The organism is Arthrobacter sp. ERGS1:01, from assembly GCF_001281315.1.
GTDB lineage: Bacteria > Actinomycetota > Actinomycetes > Actinomycetales > Micrococcaceae > Specibacter.
The window spans coordinates 2631695-2650089 of the sequence record NZ_CP012479.1; the positions used below are offsets into that span (position 1 = coordinate 2631695).

17 protein-coding genes are annotated in these 18395 nt (G+C 67.0%); 7 read left to right on the plus strand and 10 right to left on the minus strand.

Annotated elements, in window-relative coordinates:
- Positions 1-25: 25 nt before the first annotated feature.
- Positions 26-1762, minus strand: coding sequence for an HNH endonuclease (locus AL755_RS15875; protein WP_160318921.1), 1737 nt, complete (start codon positions 1760-1762; stop codon positions 26-28).
- 547 nt (positions 1763-2309) lie between these two features.
- On the opposite strand from AL755_RS15875, the gene AL755_RS15885 reads away from it, so the two are divergent.
- Both AL755_RS15885 and AL755_RS22520 read left to right on the plus strand, forming a co-directional pair.
- The gene (locus AL755_RS15885; protein WP_054011835.1) at positions 2310-2738 is read left to right on the plus strand and encodes a GNAT family N-acetyltransferase; all 429 of its coding nucleotides are present in this window, start codon (positions 2310-2312) and stop codon (positions 2736-2738) included.
- Between the two features lie 89 nt (positions 2739-2827).
- Positions 2828-3451, plus strand: coding sequence for a maleylpyruvate isomerase family mycothiol-dependent enzyme (locus tag AL755_RS22520; RefSeq protein WP_082369353.1), 624 nt, complete (start codon positions 2828-2830; stop codon positions 3449-3451).
- Between the two features lie 26 nt (positions 3452-3477).
- On the opposite strand, the gene AL755_RS15895 is transcribed toward AL755_RS22520, so the two are convergent.
- Complete coding sequence (locus tag AL755_RS15895) at positions 3478-3966, minus strand: GNAT family N-acetyltransferase (protein WP_054011837.1); 489 nt, start codon at positions 3964-3966, stop codon at positions 3478-3480.
- Positions 3908-4810 (minus strand): EamA family transporter, encoded by a 903-nt coding sequence (locus AL755_RS15900; RefSeq protein ID WP_202813522.1) that lies wholly within the window; start codon positions 4808-4810, stop codon positions 3908-3910. The genes AL755_RS15895 and AL755_RS15900 overlap by 59 nt, the downstream gene beginning before the upstream one ends.
- Before the next feature lie 60 nt (positions 4811-4870).
- Here AL755_RS15900 and AL755_RS15905 point away from each other — a divergent pair, with 60 nt between their 5' ends.
- The 3 genes from AL755_RS15905 to hrpA all read left to right on the plus strand — a co-directional run bounded on the left by AL755_RS15905 (position 4871) and on the right by hrpA (position 10399).
- Positions 4871-5365, plus strand: coding sequence for a MarR family winged helix-turn-helix transcriptional regulator (locus tag AL755_RS15905; protein ID WP_054011838.1), 495 nt, complete (start codon positions 4871-4873; stop codon positions 5363-5365).
- A 122-nt stretch (positions 5366-5487) separates the two neighbouring features.
- Positions 5488-6447, plus strand: a complete 960-nt coding sequence (locus AL755_RS15910) for a hypothetical protein (RefSeq protein ID WP_054011839.1) — start codon at positions 5488-5490, stop codon at positions 6445-6447.
- A 13-nt stretch (positions 6448-6460) separates the two neighbouring features.
- The gene (gene hrpA / locus AL755_RS15915) at positions 6461-10399 is read left to right on the plus strand and encodes an ATP-dependent RNA helicase HrpA (RefSeq protein WP_054011840.1); all 3939 of its coding nucleotides are present in this window, start codon (positions 6461-6463) and stop codon (positions 10397-10399) included.
- Between the two features lie 16 nt (positions 10400-10415).
- On the opposite strand, the gene AL755_RS15920 is transcribed toward hrpA, so the two are convergent.
- The 5 genes from AL755_RS15920 to AL755_RS15940 all read right to left on the minus strand — a co-directional run bounded on the left by AL755_RS15920 (position 10416) and on the right by AL755_RS15940 (position 14646).
- Positions 10416-11471, minus strand: a complete 1056-nt coding sequence (locus AL755_RS15920) for a matrixin family metalloprotease (RefSeq protein ID WP_054011841.1) — start codon at positions 11469-11471, stop codon at positions 10416-10418.
- A gap of 124 nt (positions 11472-11595) precedes the next feature.
- On the minus strand, positions 11596-12306 hold the full coding sequence (locus AL755_RS15925; protein ID WP_202813523.1) for a uridine kinase: 711 nt from the start codon (positions 12304-12306) through the stop codon (positions 11596-11598).
- 5 nt (positions 12307-12311) lie between these two features.
- Positions 12312-12740: an HIT family protein gene (locus tag AL755_RS15930; protein ID WP_054011843.1), complete on the minus strand. Its 429-nt coding sequence runs from the start codon at positions 12738-12740 to the stop codon at positions 12312-12314.
- Between the two features lie 8 nt (positions 12741-12748).
- A complete protein-coding gene (locus tag AL755_RS15935) occupies positions 12749-13798 on the minus strand; it encodes an NAD(P)-dependent alcohol dehydrogenase (protein WP_054011844.1) in 1050 nt (349 codons plus the stop codon).
- On the minus strand, positions 13795-14646 hold the full coding sequence (locus tag AL755_RS15940) for a sulfurtransferase (RefSeq protein WP_054011845.1): 852 nt from the start codon (positions 14644-14646) through the stop codon (positions 13795-13797). The genes AL755_RS15935 and AL755_RS15940 overlap by 4 nt, the downstream gene beginning before the upstream one ends.
- Before the next feature lie 63 nt (positions 14647-14709).
- Here AL755_RS15940 and AL755_RS15945 point away from each other — a divergent pair, with 63 nt between their 5' ends.
- Positions 14710-15792, plus strand: a complete 1083-nt coding sequence (locus AL755_RS15945) for a PLP-dependent cysteine synthase family protein (protein ID WP_054011846.1) — start codon at positions 14710-14712, stop codon at positions 15790-15792.
- Here AL755_RS15945 and AL755_RS15950 read toward each other — a convergent pair.
- Positions 15789-16445 carry an MBL fold metallo-hydrolase gene (locus AL755_RS15950; protein WP_054011847.1) on the minus strand — a complete coding sequence of 219 codons (657 nt, stop codon included), beginning with the start codon at positions 16443-16445 and terminating at the stop codon, positions 15789-15791. The genes AL755_RS15945 and AL755_RS15950 overlap by 4 nt on opposite strands.
- 83 nt (positions 16446-16528) lie before the next feature.
- Here AL755_RS15950 and AL755_RS15955 point away from each other — a divergent pair, with 83 nt between their 5' ends.
- Entirely contained in the window at positions 16529-16930 is a 402-nt protein-coding gene (locus AL755_RS15955) for a Fur family transcriptional regulator (protein WP_445290459.1), read from the plus strand.
- A 27-nt stretch (positions 16931-16957) separates the two neighbouring features.
- Here the strand turns inward: AL755_RS15955 and AL755_RS15960 are convergent, their stop codons facing one another.
- Positions 16958-18361, minus strand: coding sequence for a lipase maturation factor family protein (locus tag AL755_RS15960; RefSeq protein WP_054011849.1), 1404 nt, complete (start codon positions 18359-18361; stop codon positions 16958-16960).
- Positions 18362-18395: the final 34 nt, after the last annotated feature.

The window sequence follows — 18395 nt, forward strand, 5'->3', positions numbered from 1 at the left end:
CACACTGGCCTCGACCCATTCGGCTTCAGCACCGTTGGATTGACGACCTGTCTGTTGCGCCGGGGAGGGGTGGTGGTTGGGTTGTGTAGTGGTGGCCGGTGGGGGTGGTGATTCGGGTGCCGGGCAGGGTGGCGCCGTCGGCGGTAGTGCCGTGGTTGGTTGGGCTGGTGTTGTCGGCGTAGTGGTCAACGGTGGGGTCCGGGTTTGCTGGGTGGTTTGTGTGGGTGTGCCAGCCGGGAGTTTCCTTTATCTGGTTGCAGGCGGTGCACAGTCCTTGGCCGTTGCTGGTGCTGGTGGGTCCGCCGGCGGCGTAGGCCTTGATGTGGTCGTATTGGCGGATCGGCGCATCACACCACGGCGTCGCACAGCGTTGATCGCGCAGGCGCAGGAATTCCTTCATCCCCTCCGGAAACAACCTCGCTTTCGAATCCATGGCCAACAGTATGTTGTTGTCGGGGTGGGTAAAGAGCCGTTTCAACCACACCCGCGACACCCGACCCCCGCCACGCCCGTCTCCACTACCGTCGTTGTTCCCACTACTTTCACGGCTGGTGGTGGTGCCTAGGATCCAGGTGCGGGCGGTCGGGGCTGGGATCGGGTCGTAGCCGGCCAGGATCGCGGGATCGTTCGCACCGTCGAAGAGCGCCCTATCCGTCATGATCAACTCCACCAGGATCTCCGGCTCCACCACCTGCGTACAGCTGGCCACCCACGCATCAGTGACCGCGCTGACCCCGGTCCGAGGATTCCGACGATCAGTGCCCGAGGGTTCCAACAGTCCCGCGGGTCCCGGTTTCGGGTTTGGGTGTGGGGTGCAGGGGGTGTGGTTTGTGAGGCGGTGGAGGAGGGTGTCGGCCATGAGTTGGCCCTTGCCCCGCACGTCGCCGGCGGCTTTCGCGCTGTCGGCGATCCGGGTCAGGGTCGCCAGGACTTTCACGCCGTGGCGTAGGGGTAGGAGTGCGGTGAGCAGGGTCATGCCGTCCGCGGCCGGACGCAGGGAAACATAACGGTCGGTTTCTGCCTTCTCCAACCGTTGCACGAAGACTTCCGGTTCCAGGGTGTAGGCGGCGTTCCGGGCCCGGGCGGCCAGTTCACGATTCCCCCACCCGGATAGTTGTCTCGGGTCGGCACAGAGAAGCTCATCAACAGCGGCTCGGTGGTCTTGGGTGAGGAAGACGGTTTCGCGGGCGATGATTCCGGCCCGGTACTCATTCAACACTCCGGTCCCCAAGGCGGTGAGGGTGTGGGGTAGTTCCCGCACCAGGACTTGGGCGAGTTCACCTAGTTGTCGTCCCCGATGCGGAGACTCCGCCCGGGCCAACCCGATTTGGGTCCCCACACCCTGGCCGAGTTTGTTGGTCTCGATCCCGGCCCGGGCCTGGGTGAGGCGTTGCTGGGCCATCAAGAGAACTTCGGCCCGGGCTTGGACCGCGCACAGGGCGTTCTTCGCCCCTTCAGCGGCCGAGATGACATCGACCAGGGCGCCGGGATCCACCCGGTCCACCACGAATGGGTCAAAACCCACCCCCGCCTCCACTACCCCGCCCAGGGCGGCAAGGACAGCCGTGGCGTCACCGGCCCGGGTCGCGGCCTTCGTGGCGGCGGTTTTGGTGCCGCCGGCGTGGCCGGCCAGATCCGCCACCGCCTCCAACGACCGCCCCTCACCCAGGGCGTTGCGGAGCAGATCATCAGCGTCGCCGGCCCGCACGGCAGCCCGGTCCGCGAGGACGTGGGCGAGGGCCGCATCGAGCTGCGCCACCACCACCGGATCAAAAAACGTGCCACACGCCGCGACCAGTAATTCGCAACATCCCACCACCGGTGCGGGGCCCGGGACCGGTGTGATGTTTACGGGTAGAAAGTCCTTTGGGCTGGCGTCAAAGCTGGTGGAATTGTCCGCAGGGGTAGTGAGGTGGGAGGGGTCCAACCACTCCGGTGCCGCCATGCCCATCACCCGCCCGCGAATCCTCGGAAACCCTGCGAACCCATCAAACAGAAACAACGCTTAACCAGAAACTATGCTGAATCAGAATTAATGTTTGAGAAGGATTTATCTATCTGCTACATAAATTCTAGATCGAGGCACCGACACAAACCACGCAAAAACGGCCCTTCCGGAGAATCTGTGGAGAACACAACCCAGGCACCGGCTGTGGAGGAATCAACCGCCCAGCACGTCCGGGAGGATCCTTTGGAACAGCACGTGATCCTGCCAGCGGCCGTCAATGCGAAAGTCGTTCTCCGCCAAGCAAATCCGGCGAACTCCTGACGGCGCCTCGCCTATCGGGACCGGATGACAGACTGGACGCATGTCTGATTTGGCCGCCTTTGACCTGATTGCTAATCCTCCGTCGCTCGAGGAGTACCTAAGCCTGCGCAGGGACTGCGGCTTGTCGCTGAAAACCCCTGAGCAGGGTGCAGGCGCCCTGACGGGCAGTTGGTACTTTTGCCACATTCGTGATCGGGAAACAGGCAAGGCCGTGGCCATGGGACGGATCATCGGCGACGGTGGCTGGTGCTTTCACATTGCCGATATGGCTACACTGCCGCAGTTCCAAGGTCGCGGCTTGGGCCGGCAGGTCTTGGATGCGTTAGTGGCACAGATCCGCATCAACGCCCCCGACAATCCCTACATCACTCTCGTAGCCGACCCTCCGGGCAGGCGTCTGTATGAGCAGGCGGGATTCTCCGAAATCAATCCTTCCCGTGGCATGGAACTGCCATGGGTGCGTTCTTGAGGGGCCGGACTACGTCGAGGCAACGTGCCACCAGCATGTGCTCCACCAATGCGGGGTTAAAACTAGGGTTCAAGAAGTGAGCTGTTGAAGTGAATCTAGAAAATGATCCGGAGCAGGCAGCCAGGCTCTGCGTCGAAGCTCAGGCCAGGTTGCTTCGCAGCGTGGCTCAGCTGTTGGATGAGGCGATCAGCTCGCCGAGCAATTTGCCCGGCTGGACCGTTGGACACGTTTTGACCCATCTTGCCCGCAACGCCGACGCGCACGCGCGTCGTGTGTCAGGGGCATTGCGAGGCGAAGACGTGCCCAAATACGCGAACGGGGCGGAACAGCGGCAAGCCGAGATTGAGGACGGATCCAGCCGCCCTTCAAGGGAGATCCAGGCCGATCTTGAAAAAAGTTGCGCACGTCTGGAAGAGGTTTTCGCCCAAGGCACCGCAGCAGGATGGCCCAATGGACACTTCCTCGGCGGGGCCCACTACGGCGTGTCCGGTTGCCCCGCGCACAGGCTTCGCGAGGTGGAGATGCACCATGTGGATCTTGGGCTCGGCTACACGCCCCAGGACTGGCCCGACGACTATGTGGCCTGGGACCTGCAGGAACTGCTTGCCACGGTCCCGGAAAGGCTTGGCTCGGCCGGCGAACAGCGCAGCTTCATGGCATGGCTGGCTGGACGGGGCCCGTTGGATGCCACATCCACCCTGGGCCCCTGGTAAGCCGCACTCAACCGCCAGGACAACCGCTAGAGCAGCAGCTTGAACCCTGCATGCGACTTCGCGAATCCGAGCCGCTCGTAGAAGCGGTGCGCGTCGAGCCGGGTATTGTCACTGGTCAGCTGGACCAGCGCCGCACCCCGGCGTCGGCCTTCCGCGACGGCCCACTCCATCATGGCCGAACCGAGCCCGTTGCCGCGCAGTCGTTCATCGACCCGGACGGCCTCGATCTGCAGCCGCAGGGATCCCGCACGGGCCAGACCGGGAATGAACGTCAGCTGCATGGTCGCCACCACCTCTCCATCGGCCGAATCCACGACGCACAGCAATTGCGCGGGGTCGGCGTCGATGGCGTGGAACGCGGCGAGATAGGGTCCGCGGTCGGCCGGGTCGCTGGATTCAATGGAGGCCCGCAGCTGGTCGCGGGCAATCAGCTCAATGATCGGGCCGACGTCGGACTCAGCGGCCCGGCGCAGCTGGAACGTCGAGCCGGCCTGGGTGAAGCTTGCGAGAATCATGGCTCCATCCTTTCAGGTTTACCCCGACCGCAATGGAGCCGAGCACCACCGCGATGCCCACCAACTGCCACGGAGCCAGCGTCTGCCCGGCCACGAGCCAGCCGAGGAGAATCGCGACGACGGGGCTCAACAGCCCCAGGAACGCCGCCGCGCCCGCCGGCAGGCGGCTCAGGCCGCGGAACCAGCACACATAGGCCAGCGCGGTTCCCACAAGCGACAAATAGGCATAGCCAAGGACATTGACCCCGGTCAGCGGCGTGGCCGGAAGTCCCTCAACCAGGAGCAGCAGCACCGCCAGGGTCAACCCGCCGGCAATGAGTTGCCAGGCCGTCGTCGCCAGCGGCGGGGCAGGCTGCCCCCATTTCTTGGACAGCACCGTCCCGGCCGCCATGGACAGCGTGCCGCCCGCCGCTGCCAGAAGTCCGACGGCGTCGAGCCGGGCCTGCGATTGCAGCACGATGAGCGCAACCCCAAACACCCCCACGGTGCCGGCCGCCACCCGTCGCAGCGTCAACGCCTCCCCCAGCACCTTGTTGGCCAACACCGCCACCAGCAGCGGCTGGATGCCGCCCACGATGGCTGCCACTCCCCCGGGGAGCCGGTACGCGGCTATGAACAGCAGCGCAAAGAAGGCGCCGATGTTCAGCACGCCCAAAACCCACGACTTCCACCACCACGAGCCCTGCGGAAGCCGTCGGGCCAGGGCGAGCAGGAGCAGTCCGGCCGGCAGGGCACGCAGGGTGGCAGCCAGCAGCGGCCGCCCCTCCGGGAGGAACGCTGTCGTCGTCAGGTAGGTGGTCCCCCACAGCATGGGAGCCACGGCGGTCATCAAGATCAAAGTCATATTTTTGCTAAGCACTTAGTTAATATAGCTAAGGTCTTAGCAAATTGCTAGAGTGGGTGCATGACCGAGCAACTGGACCGCATCATTGCCCAATGGCATCAGGAAAAGCCGGAGCTGGACGTCTCCCCCATGGCCGTGATCGGCCGGCTGGGTCGCGCCGCGGCCGCCGTCGATACCCGCCTTGCGGCCAACTTTGCCCGGCACGATTTGGATTCTCCGTCCTTTGACGTCCTCGCCACCCTGCGGCGCAGCGGCAGCCCGTTCAGCCTCACGCCGGCCGCGCTGGCCCGCGACGCCATGATCTCCACGAGCGCCGTGGCCCAGCGCCTGAACAAGCTGGAGGCGCGGAAACTTGTGCAGCGCACCGCCAACCCCGACGACGGCCGCGGCACCCTGGTCACGCTGACGCCGCGCGGACTGGCCGTCATCGACGCCGCACTGCCGGACCATCTGGCCGCCGAACACGCCATCACGGGCGCGTTGACCGTGGCCGAACAGCAGCAGCTGGCCGCCCTGCTCCAGCGCCTCACGGATTCCGCCGACGCCGCCGGCTGAGACTGCCCACTGAGTCCCGAATCGGGTCCTCCACAGGCCCGCCAAAACAAGCCGCAGCCTGCCGCGATTCACACACGCCCAGCGCGTCATGCTTCAATGGCCCCATACCTGAAGGGTCCATCATGAACCGCCTGCTTGTCCTGCTCCTTGTCGCCACCGCCGTGGCATACTCCGTTGCCTCGGTTGTTTCCTGGGTCGCGCGCAAAAGAACCCCCCGTTCCGTCAAGGCCGGCACACCGACAGGACCGCCGTCGAACGCGGCTGTGGGCCGGGCCATGCTCACGGCCCAGCTTCCCGGCATGGTCTCGGCAATTTTTGCCGTGATCCTGTTTATCGCCCTGCTCCGGCCTTCGGTTGCGGTCGCGGGACGAGTGGGCCTGCCGCTGGCGCTGTCGGCCGGCGCCTGCGTCACGGCGGGCCTGTTGCTGTTCTCGGCCCTGCCGCCGGCACGGCCCTATGCGACAGCTACTGCGAGCGCAAGCACGGTGCCTCCGACGGTGCCCCCGGCGAAGTCCTCCCTTCGGCGCCGATGGACCCTTGCGCTTCCGCTGCTTGTCCTGGCCGCAAACCTGGCCGTGTTTGTGACCGCGGGCCTTACTTCCGCCACGGACAGCCAGGGCGGTTACCGGCTCCTGCGCCTCGCCGATGCCACCCGCAGCGCGGCGGCTAGCCCGTATCCGGGTTGGTCTTATGGCGTCCCGTTGATGCTCGTGATGCTGGCCCTGGCCGCGTCGATGCTCCTGGCCCTGCGCCGCATTGCCACCGCCCCGTCGCTGCCGGATCCGCGGATGGCCGGCCTGGACCGGCGCTGGCGGGAGATTTCCACCCGCATCGTCGCCCGGCTGGTCACCGGCGCCCTGCTGGCCTACCTCGGCGGCACGGCGTTCATGGCCGGATTGGCCATGGTCAACGGTGCTGCGTCGGGTGGAAGCGCCACCAGCCCGGCGCAGCCGCTCTTCGCCTTGGGCATCGCCGCGATTGTGGCGGGGGTGGCGGTGGTCCTGGCCGGCGTCGTCGGGCTGGTTCTTGCCGCCAGGGACGCGCTGACCATCAGGGGCGCGGTCCGGGGTGGAACCGCATAAACTGGGTGGCACCATGACTTTGACTATCACCTACCCCGCCGCGCTTCCCGTCTCGGAGCGCCGCGAGGACATCATGGCCGCAATCGCCGCCAACCAGGTCACCATCATCGCCGGCGAGACAGGCTCCGGAAAGACCACCCAGATTCCGAAGATGTGCGTGGAGCTGGGCCTGGCCGAGAAGGGCCTGATCGGCCACACCCAGCCGCGCCGCCTCGCCGCGCGCACCGTGGCCGAGCGCATCGCGAGCGAGCTCGACGTCGAGATCGGTGCGGAGGTGGGCTTCCAGGTCCGCTTCACCGGGCACGTGGGTCCGCAAACCAAGATCAAGCTCATGACCGACGGCATCCTGCTGGCGGAAATCCAGCGTGACAAGCTCCTGCGCAAATACTCCGTCATCATCATTGACGAGGCCCACGAGCGCTCCCTGAACATCGACTTCATCCTCGGCTACCTGCGCCAAATCCTGCCCCGGCGCCGGGACCTGAAGGTCATCATCACCTCGGCCACGATCGACCCCGAGCGCTTCGCCAACCACTTCGGCTCCGCCGAGGGCCCCGCCCCCATCATCGAGGTCTCCGGCCGCACCTTCCCGGTGGACATCCGCTACCGCCCGCTCTCGGCCACCCCCGGGGAGGACGACGACGAACTTGGCGCGGGTGCCGACCGTCACCTTGACGGCGGCAACAGCGAGGAGGACCGGGATCCGCTGGACGCCGTGTGCGATGCCGTGGACGAACTGTCCAGGGAGGCGCCCGGGGACATCCTGATCTTCTTCTCCGGCGAGCGTGAAATCCGGGACGCCGCGGACGCCCTGCACGGCCGCGCCAAAACAAACCCGCGGCTGCGCGACGTGCAGATCCTGCCGCTTTTCGCCCGGCTTTCACTGGCCGAACAGCATGCCGTTTTCACGCCGGGCTCCCGGCGTCGAATCGTACTGGCCACGAACGTCGCCGAAACCTCGCTAACCGTGCCGGGCATCAAGTACGTCATCGACACGGGCACGGCACGGATCTCCCGCTACTCGCACAGGACCAAGGTCCAGCGCCTGCCCATCGAACGCATCTCCCAGGCGTCCGCCAACCAGCGCTCGGGCCGTTGCGGCCGCGTCTCCGACGGCATCTGCATCCGCCTGTACTCGGAGGAGGACTTCAACGCCCGCAGCGAGTTCACCGACCCGGAAATCCTGCGCACCAACCTGGCCGCCGTCATCTTGCAGATGACCGCGATGGGAGTTGCCAAGGGACCCAAGGACGTGGAGAAGTTCCCGTTCGTGCAGCCGCCGGACTCCCGTGCGATCACCGACGGCGTCACACTGCTGCGCGAACTCGGTGCCGTCAGCGCGGAAGGCGGCATCACCGGCGTCGGCCGCCAGCTCTCGCAACTGCCCGTGGACCCGCGCCTGGGCCGCATGATCGTCGAGGCCGCCAAGCGTGGCGTCGCCGCGGAGGTCATGGTGCTGGCCGCCGCCCTCACCATCCAGGACCCGCGCGAGCGCCCCACGGACAAGCAGCAGCTGGCCACGGAAAAGCACAAACGCTTCGTGGACGCGAACTCCGACTTCACCGGCTTCCTGAACCTGTGGCGCTACATCAAGGAAAAGCAAAACGAGCTGTCCTCCAGCGCGTTCCGCCGGCTGTGCAAGGCCGAGTTCATTAACTACCTGCGGGTGCGTGAGTGGCAGGATTTGTTCACGCAGCTGCGCCAAATGGCCAAGTCGCTGGACATCAAGGTCCCCGGCGGCGACATCGACCCCGTGGCAAACCATGACGCCATCCACATGAGCCTGCTGACCGGGTTGCTCAGCCACATCGGGCTCTACGATCAACGCAAGCGTGAATACGCCGGCGCGCGCGGCACCAAGTTCATGGTGTTCCCGGGCTCGGCCCTGTTCAAGAAGTCCCCCGACTGGGTCATGGCCGCCGAGCTCGTGGAAACGTCCCGGCTGTGGGCGCGGGTGGCCGCGAAGTTCGATCCCCTGTGGGCCGAGCAAGTGGCCCCGGACTTGGTCAAGCGCAGCTACAGTGAGCCGCACTGGTCCAAGAAAATGGGCTCCGTCATGGCGCACGAGAAGGTCACCCTGTACGGGGTGCCGATCGTGCCGGACCGGCGCATCCAGTACAGCCGGATCGATCCGGAACTCTGCCGGGAGATGTTCATCCGCCATGCCCTGGTGGAGGGCGATTGGCACACCAACCACAAGTTCTTCCACCGCAACCAGGCCCTGCTGGCCGAGGTGGAGGAACTGGAAACCCGCATGCGCCGCCGCGACCTGCGCGTGGACGACGAGACACTCTTCGAGTTCTACGACGAGCGCGTGGGCGCCGAGGTGGTGTCCGAACGGCACTTCGACAAGTGGTGGAAGGGTGCCCGGCATGAAAACCCGGCGCTCCTGGACTTTGACGCCCAGGTGGTCATGGCCGAGGAAACCGGGCTCGACGAGGCCGCGTTCCCCAAGACCTGGATCCAGGGCGAATTTGAGCTGCCCCTCAGCTACGAATTCCATCCGACCGCGCCCGGTTCCGCCCCCAACCCGTCCGACGGCGTCACCGTGCAGGTGCCGCTGTTGTTCCTCAACCAGCTCCAGGAGGCCCCGTTCAGGTGGCAGATCCCGGGGCTGCGCGCCGAACTGGTCACGGCATTGATCAAGTCGCTGCCCAAGGCCGTCCGGAAGAACTTCATCCCGGCACCCGATGTGGCACGCCAGGCCGCCGCCGCGTTGGCGGAGGACTTCGACCCGGCCGTGGACGCGCTGGAGCCGTCCCTGGAACTGGCCCTGCGCCGGCTCAAGGGACACGTCATTCCCCCGGGCTCCTGGAACTGGGACGCCGTGCCCACGCACCTGCGCATGACGTTTTCCGTGGTGGACAAGAACGGCAAGATCCTCGAGGAAAGCCAGGACCTGGCTAAACTCCAGGAACAGCTGGCTCCCGCCACGCGGCGCGCCATCGCCGAGTCCCTGGGCGCCACGCCGAAGACGGTCTCGCCCCGTGGATCGAGCCCCGACCGTGGATCGAGCCCCGACCGTGGATCGAGCTTGTCGAGATCGGGGGTCTCGACAAGCTCGACCACCGATACCACCGACGGCATCCAGGAACGCTCCGGCCTCACAAGCTGGACCGTGGGTGCGCTGCCGCGGGAGGTCAAGCGGCTCGTGGCCGGGCACACCGTGACGGGCTATCCGGCACTGGTCGATGAGGGCACCGCGGCCGGCGTCCGCGTCTTCCAGCGCCAGGACATGGCGGATGCCGCGATGCGCGGCGGCGTCATCCGCCTGCTGGCCCTGCGGGTGCCGTCCCCGGACCGGTACGTGCTGGACCACCTGAGCAACACGGAGAAGCTGACGTTCAGCCAAAACCCGCACGGCAGCGTCACGGACCTGATTGCCGACTGCACCCTGGCCACGATCGACAAGCTCACGCCCGCGGCCCTGCCGTGGACCGAGAAGGACTTTGACGCGTTGTATGAGGTGGTCCGGGCCGAGCTGATTGACACGGTGTTCTCGGTGACCGCCGTCGTAGAACGGGTCCTGGCATCGAACCTGCGCATCGGCAAGAAATTGCGGGAGACCACCAGCCTGCCGTTGATCAGCGCCCTGAACGACATCCGCCAGCAGCTGGAGCTGCTGGTCTACCCGGGTTTCGTGGCCAAGACGGGCTTTGCCCAGCTCAGCCAGCTGCCGCGGTACCTGTCGGCGATCGAGAAACGGCTCGAGAAACTGCCGTCCAACGTTGCCCGCGACGCGGCGTCGATGGCGGCCGTGCAGCGGCTCGAGGACGAGTACGACGACGCCGTGGCGGCGTTGGTGCCCGGGCAGCGGTCCACGGCGGCCCTGGAACATGTGCGGTGGATGATCGAGGAGCTGCGGGTCAGCTTGTTCGCGGTGGAGTTGGGCACGGCGTACTCGGTGTCGGAGAAGCGGATCCGCGTGGCACTGGCCAAGGCGATGGCCTAGCGCACAGCCGGCGCCGCTAGTGGTTGGGGAAGCACTTTCCCTCGCCCAGCCGCGCGAGCCCCGTGAGGTCCCCCGCCGCATAACCGGTGACATTGTCCCGGCTTTGTTCATACATCAGTTGGGTGGGGTCCTGCACGTGCCCCAGTCCGAGAACGTGCCCCAATTCGTGTTCGATCACGGCGCCTGCCAGGGCTGCTCCTTTGGGCCCCGCGAGCGTTTCGTCAAGGGCCGGGGCGTTGAGTTGGACGTCGCCGGTGACAAATACTTCGCTTCCCGCGTCCCCGAGGATGGCCTGGCTGCCGCCAAGCCCCACCACGTTCTTCGCGTCGACACCGGCGCTCATGGCGAATTGGGGTTGTTCCGCGGCTGTGGCCCATACGATCAGCACGGGTGCCCAGCGTTTGCCGTACCGATCGGGCTGATAGGGGCTCCTGTCCTTGCTGTCGCCCTCGGTGGTGTCGCCGTCGTCGATGAACACCAGCCCGCTTGCCTTCGACGCCGCGGCCACAGCCTGCGTGATCAGGGCGCGTCCGCCGGCGGGTGCGTTGTCGGGACGCGTCACATAGTGGATGGGACGGCAGGGGTCATAGGCAACAAAGTTCTCCTTTGAATCGCCGTCGATGAAGTCGTAGGACTCACTGGGATGTGCCACGGGGGCGGGCTTGCCCAACGGCTGTTTTTGCGCCTCGACGCCGCGCGGCGGGTATCCGGCAGCCCATTGGGAAGTAAGGCTGAAACCGGACCGTGGCGCGTCGAACTGCTCTCCGCCAACGGCCGATCCCACCTGGCGCAGGAGGGTGGGCATGACGAAATAGCTAACAATAAACGAGGCCGCCAGGGCCAAGGCGACTGCCGGCAGCAGGCGGCGGGACCGGCCACGGGCACGGCCACGGTGCGGGCTTCTGGACTTCTTTGGCCGTCCCGGCCCCGGCCCTTCGCCGGGCCCGCTGCCCGGCGTGAGGCCGGCCTCGGCGACGAGCCGGGCGGCCTCCTCGTCGAGGACCCACTGCGGAACCCGGCCCGACGGCGACCGGGGCAGGCCCGCGTAATGGTCGGGGGCGTCGTCCTTCATCGGACCCACTTGGCGTCGCGGCACCAACCATTACGCGGCCACAGCATGTTCACGGTCCGGTCCCCCTGACGACAAAGTACGTTGCCAGCATGCTAGCCGAAAGCGGAATGGCGCACAGGAGATTTCAGGAACGAGTTTTCAGCGTGGGCCCGGCGCTGGCGGAGGAAGCAAAAAAGGGGGCTGCGGGGTCGGTGTTGTCCACGACCCGGGTGGCGCGCAGCCATGGGCTGGAGTCGGCGAAGTACAGGCGCTGTCCCCGGACGTAGCGGCGCATGGCAGGATGCTCTGGATCGCCCGGTGAGCCGTCGCGCAGGGCCATCCGACGGGCCGTCTCGGTGAACGGCACGTGCAGGAACACCGAGTAGTCCCACCGGCCGGCCAGCTCGCCCCGGTGCAGGAACATGCCTTCCACCACGCAGACGGTTCCGCGGCGGGCCCGCACGGGCGGCGAATCCACGGCCACGTCCAGGCGGTGGTCCGAGGACGCTGCCCGGTAGACGCCGTTGCCCTGCGGGCCAAACGGCGCAAGGACGCACCGTTCCAGCGCCGCGTAATCGTAGGTATCAAGCCAAAACCCCTCCGGCGAGGCACGCCCGCGGCGGTGGCGCACCTCCCGGAGGTTCAGGAAGTCATCGGCGTGGACGACGACGACGGGGCGCCCGTGTGCCCGGAGTGCGGCAGCATAGGTGCCCGCGAAGGTGGTCTTCCCACTGCCATCCACGCCGTCCACGGCCACCAGGGTGAACCCCCGGTGGCCGTGGGGCGTCTCGGCCGCAAGGGTCTCGACAAGCTCGACCACCGGTCCAAGCTCGACCACCGATCCAGGTCCGGCCACCGGCGTCATGCCTCGGGGACAAACTCCCCGTGGCCGGCCGCGCGCAACGCCGTGCGGATCTTCTCGGCGTTGGCATCCAGTACAGCGGGGTCCGGGTGGTTGTCCACCGTGCCGAAGTCGAAGTTCTCCAGCGTGTAGGCGGGGAACACGTGCACGTGCAGGTGCTCCACCTCGAAGCCGGCAATGGTCAGCCCGGCCCGCGGTGCCCCGAATGCCGCCACCTGGGCCTGGCCGATGGTCTGCGCCACGGCCATCAGCTTCGTGACCAGCTCCGGCTCGGCGTCGGTCCACTTGTCCACTTCCAGGCGCGGCACCACCAGGGCGTGCCCGTCGGTCAGCGGGCCGATCGTCAAAAAGGACACGCAGTCCTCGTCCCGCCACAGGAAGCGGCCGGGGATCTCACCGTTGATGATCTTGCTAAAAAGCGTGCTCACAAAAGCTCCTAGAGGGTTGAGTTGTCCAGTACGAAGCGGTATTTCACGTCGCCGGCCACCATGCGGTCGTATGCCTCATCGAGCCCCGAGGCGTCCACCATTTCAATGTCGGAGACAATGCCGTGTTCGGCGCAGAAATCCAGCATTTCCTGGGTCTCGGCGATGCCGCCGATCAGGGAACCACCGTAGGCCAGGCGTTTGCGGATCAGCAGGCCGGGATCGACGGCGGGCATGGCCTCGGACGGCAGGCCCAGCTGGATCAGGGCGCCGTCGCGGTCAAGGGTGCGCAGGTACGGGTTCAGGTCGTGGACGGCGGCCACGGTGTCGATGATGGCGTTCAGCGAGCGCTTGGCGGCATCCATCTGTGCGGGGTCGCTGGAGACCACCACGGCGTCGGCACCCAACTCGCGGGCGGCGTCGGCCTTGGCCGGGGAGGTGGTGAAGACGGTGACGGTGGCGCCGAGGGCCTTGGCGATCTTCACGGCCATGTGTCCCAGGCCGCCCAGGCCGATCACGCCCACCTTGTCGCCGTCCTGGACGTCCAGGTAGCGCAGCGGCGAGTACGTGGTGATGCCGGCACACAGCAGGGGTGCGACGGCGGCCGGGTCCAGGCCCGCCGGGACGTTCAGGACATAGTTCTCATCGACCACGATCGAGGAGGCGTAGCCTCCCTGGGTGAGCTCGCCGCCGTTGCGCTTGTCGGCCACGCCGTACGTGCCGGTGTTGCCGTTTTCGCAGTACTGCTCAAAGCCCTCCAGGCAGGAGTCGCATTCCCGGCAGGAGTCCACCATGCAGCCAACGCCCACGGTATCCCCTACGGCAAAGCCCAGGACATCGGTGCCAAGCCGGCTGATGCGTCCCACGATTTCGTGCCCCGGAACCAGCGGGTAGCTGGCCGGTCCCCACTCGGAGCGGATCGTGTGCACATCGGAGTGGCAGAGCCCGCAGAAGTCGATCGCGATCTCCACGTCGTGGGGGGCGGGTTCGCGGCGCTCGATGGTGCTGGGCTTGAGCCCGGACGTGGCGGAGGTTGCTGCATATGCTTTTGCTTGCGTCATGGTTCAACACTATCGCCGTTGGCACCCGTCGCCACCGGCAGCTCCGGCCGGTTGGACCAGGCGGACCACGATCCCGGGTACAGTGTCGCCGTGAACCCGGCAATTTCCAGGGCCGCGATCTGGTGCGCCGCGGTCACGCCGGAGCCGCAGTACACGGCCACCTCGGCCCCGTCCCGGACGCCGAGTGCCGCGAACCGCTCACGCAGCTGCGCCGCCGGCAGGAAAGTCTTCCCCGCCGCCAGGTTCTCCATGGTGGGTGCGCTGACGGCTCCGGGGATGTGGCCGGCGCGCGGGTCCATGGGCTCGCTTTCGCCCCGGTACCGCTCCCCCGCCCGCGCATCGAGCAGGATCCCGTGCCCCGGCCACTCACCGGCACCCTGCGTGTCCACCGTGGCCTTTGCACCAAAGCGGACGACGGCGTCGCCCGGCTCGGCCTTGACCTCACCCTGGGTGAGCGGTTGGCCGGCGGCGCGCCAGGCCGCCAATCCGCCGTCGAGCAGGCGCACGTCCTCGATCCCGGCGTAACCCAGCAGCCACCAGGCACGGGCGGCGGCGGCCGATCCGGCGTCGTCGTACACCACCACGGTGTCCCCGGCGTTGATGCCCCAGCGGCGCACGGTGGCCTGGAAGTCGGCCTCGGCGGGCAGCGGATGCCGGCCGTCGCGGGGCTCACCGTGCCGGGCAAGTTCGGTGTCCATGTCGACAAACACGGCGCCGGGCAGGTGCCCCGCCAGGTAATCTTCACGGCCGTGCGGGTCACCGAGCACCCAACGCACATCCAACAGCACGGTGCGCGTCCCGGCGGACAGGCGGGCGGCCAGCTCGTCGGCGGTGGTCAAAACAGGCATGGGGGCTCCTTCACAAAGATGTTGCTTAAAGCTATCGCGGCAAGTCACGTTAAGCTGTGCGTTATGAGCACACAGCACGCGCCCGATTGGGCTTGGACACACCAGGCCATGCAAAAGGTCCAGGCCGAGAACAACCGCAGCGCCGACACCCACTTGTACAAGATCGAGCTGCCCGCGCACTGGGGCGTGGACCTCTACGTGAAGGACGAGTCCTGCCACCGCACCGGCAGCCTCAAGCACCGCCTGGCCCGGTCCCTGTTCCTCTTTGCCCTGGTCAACGGCTGGATCAGCGAGGGAACCACCGTGGTGGAGGCCAGTTCCGGCAGCACCGCCGTCTCCGAGGCCTACTTCGCCCAGCTCCTGGGCCTGGACTTCGTGGCGGTCATGACCCGCTCCACCAGCCCGGAAAAGGTTGCGCTCATTGAAAGCTTCGGCGGGCGCTGCCACTTCGTGGACGCCGCCGACGAGGTGTATTCCGCGGCCGCCGCCATCGCCGCCGAGACCAACGGCCACTACATGGACCAGTTCACGTATGCGGAACGGGCCACCGACTGGCGCGGCAACAACAACATCGCCGAATCGATCTTCACCCAGATCTCCCACGAACGCTTCCCCGAACCTGCTTGGGTGGTGGTGGGCGCCGGAACCGGCGGCACCTCCGCCACGATTGGCCGCTACATCCGCTACCACGGGCACTCCACCCGGCTGGCCGTCGTTGACCCGGAGGGCTCGGCGTTCTACCCGGCCTGGCGGGACGCCAACCCCTCGGTCGTGACGGGCCGCTCCTCCCGGATCGAGGGCATCGGCCGCCCGCGCATGGAACCCAGCTTTGTGCCGGGCGTCATCGACCACATGATCGAGATCCCGGACGCCGCCTCGGTGGCCGCCATGATGCACTTTGCCCAGCTGGCCGGTATGTCCGCCGGGCCCTCCACGGGCACCAACCTGTGGGGCGTGTGGCAGCTCGTGGCCGACATGGTGGCCAACGGGGAGCGCGGCAGCATCGTCACGCTCATGTGCGACGGCGGCGAACGGTACGCGGGCAGCTACAACAACCCCGAATGGCTGGCGGAGAAGGGCCTGGACCCCGCCCCGCACCTGGCCACGATCGGCGCGTTCTTTGAAACGGGGATCTGGCGGGGTTAGACCTCCACGGACTCCAGGGGGGCAAGGTGGCGGTACTCGGTGCCGTATTGGGCGCCGATCCGGCCAATGTGGGATTCGGTGAACGAGAGGCCTGTCTCGTTCAGCAGCCCGTCATGGATCTGGAAGGCCCGCAGCGCGCGCACCGACACCACGAAGTCGATCACTTCGGCCACCTTGGACCACGGGGCGTGGACCGGGACCAGCAGCGTGCCTACCTCAACCCCCGCCGGAACCGTCAGGGAGTCGCCCGGGTGGTAGACGGAGCCGTCCACCAGGTAGCCGACGTTGGCCACCACAGGGATCGAGGAGTGGATCAGCGCGTGCTGGCCGCCAAAGCAGCGAATCGCGAATCCGGCCACCGTGAAGGTGTCCCCCGCGGCGGCGTCGTGGATCTGGCCGGCTGCGGCGGGCGCTGCACCGCGCAGTGCGGCGGCCACCACGGCCGGGGCGTACAGCGGCAGCTCCGGGTTGGCTTCGAGCGCTGCGACGACGGCGCCCTGGTCGATGTGGTCGGGGTGTTCGTGGGTGATCAGCACGGCGTGCGCTCCGGCCAGCGCCTGTGCGGTTTCGGAGAAGACACCGGGGTCCAGCACCAGCACCCGGCCTTCCTGTTCGAGGCGGACACAGGCATGGGTGAATTTCGTCAGCAACATGGAGCCAGCATATGCCCGGCCGCGTGCGCTAGGCTGGATAATTGGACTAAAAGATGGGAAGCGGGTTGGCAAGCATGTCGGAAGTGCCGGTGAAGGAACAGCGCGTCACCAAGCAGCGCCTGGCCATCAGCGCCGCCTTGGACACCCTGGTGGATTTTGTCAGCACGCAGGAGTTGCACCGCATGCTCCACGAGGACGGCACCCGGGTTTCCCTCGCCACCACCTATCGGATCCTGGCGTCCATGGCCGATGAAGGCCTCGTTGACACGCTGCGCAACGGCGAGGGCGAGGCCGTGTACCGGCGCTGCTCGGCCACAAGCCACCACCACCACCTGCTGTGCCGCAACTGTGGCAAGACCGTGGAGATCGAGGCGCCCGCCGTGGAAAGCTGGGCCGTGCGGGTCGCCCAGGAAAACGGCTTCACCCAGGTCCAGCACACCGTGGAAATTTACGGCCTGTGCCCGGAGTGCACGGCCGCCCAGTAGTTCCGAAAGCTCAGTAGTTCCGGCCACTTAGCCGCTGGCACTGAACGGCGGCACGAAGTCGCCCAGCGGTTCCCGCACCCACCAGTCCCCCGTGGCCCGCCACTGCGCCCAGGTGGAGTAGCGGTAGCTGAAAATGCGCGCCCGAACCCAGGCCGGAGGTGTCCCGGCAAAGGGGTCGTGGCGCAGCAGCCGCAGGGTGGCCGGATCGGCGTCGAGCAGTTTGTTCAACAACGGCACAAACCAGTTCAGCCCGGGCGAGCCAAGCGCCAGGAACCACAGGAGCCAATCAAGGCGCAGGTGGTAGGGCGCAAATTGCCGCGGCATCCTCCCGGGCTCGCCCGGTTTGCCGTGGAAGCCGTACTCGAGCCAGTCGCCGGTGTCCGGATCCCCGTTGGTACCCTCCACCACCACCTCGTACCGCTCCCTGGTGATGGTGCCAAAGGCGCCGTAGGCGTTGGCGAGCCGCCACCTGTTGAAGCTGCCGTTCATGATCTGGTTCCGGGAGAACAGGTTCCTCAGCGGCCACCAGGACAGCACCAGCATCAGGGCGCCCATGCCCAGCACGACGGCGACGAACCAGGCCGGGCTGCCCGGCCCGCCGGCCGCCGTGCCCGCCCCGGTGGGGGTGGCCACCGCGGAGAACGCCAGCACGATCGTGATGACGTTCAACCAGGCAAAGTTGCCCGACAGCACCAGCCAGCATTGGGTCGCAATGACGATGCCGGCCGCCACGGTGGCGACCGGCTGCGGTGCAAAGAGGAAGAACGGCACCACGAGTTGGGCCACATGGTTGCCCAGGACCTCCACCTTGTGCAGCGGTTTGGGTAGGTGGTGGAACCACCAGCTGAGCGGGTTCGGCATGGGCTGGGTTTCATGGTGGTAGTACAGCGCGGTCAGGTCCCGCCAGGCCGGGTCGCCGCGCATCTTGATCATGCCGGCGCCAAACTCCAGCCGGAACACCAGCCAGCGGAAGGCGAAAAGGGTGATGACCGGCGTCGTGGTTTCATCCGAGCCCAGGAAGGCGGCCAGGAAGCCGGCCTCCAGCAGCAGGATCTCCCAGCCGAAACCGTAGAACACCTGGCCCACGTTCACGATGGACATGTACCCCAGCCACAAGAGGGCGAAGACGGCCATGGGTACCCAGGCGGGGCCGCGTTGCGGAAGCCCCAGCACCACGGCGAGTGCCAGCGCCGCCCCCGACCAGGCAAGCCAGCGGAACAGGGTGTCCGAATACCGCCACCGGAAAAGCGTGGGGCCGGGCGGCCGCCCCGCACGGGCCAGGTAGCGCGGCACCGGCAGCAGCCCGTGCGTGCCCAGCAGTGCCGGGAATTGCCGGGCGCTGGAGACGAACGCGATCACGTAGACGGTGGCGATGCCGCGTTGGAGCACCCAGCGGGCAAGGTCGTAGCCGGAGGCGCCGAACCAGTCCATGGCTCAACGCTAAACCCATAGTTCCTTGCGGCGT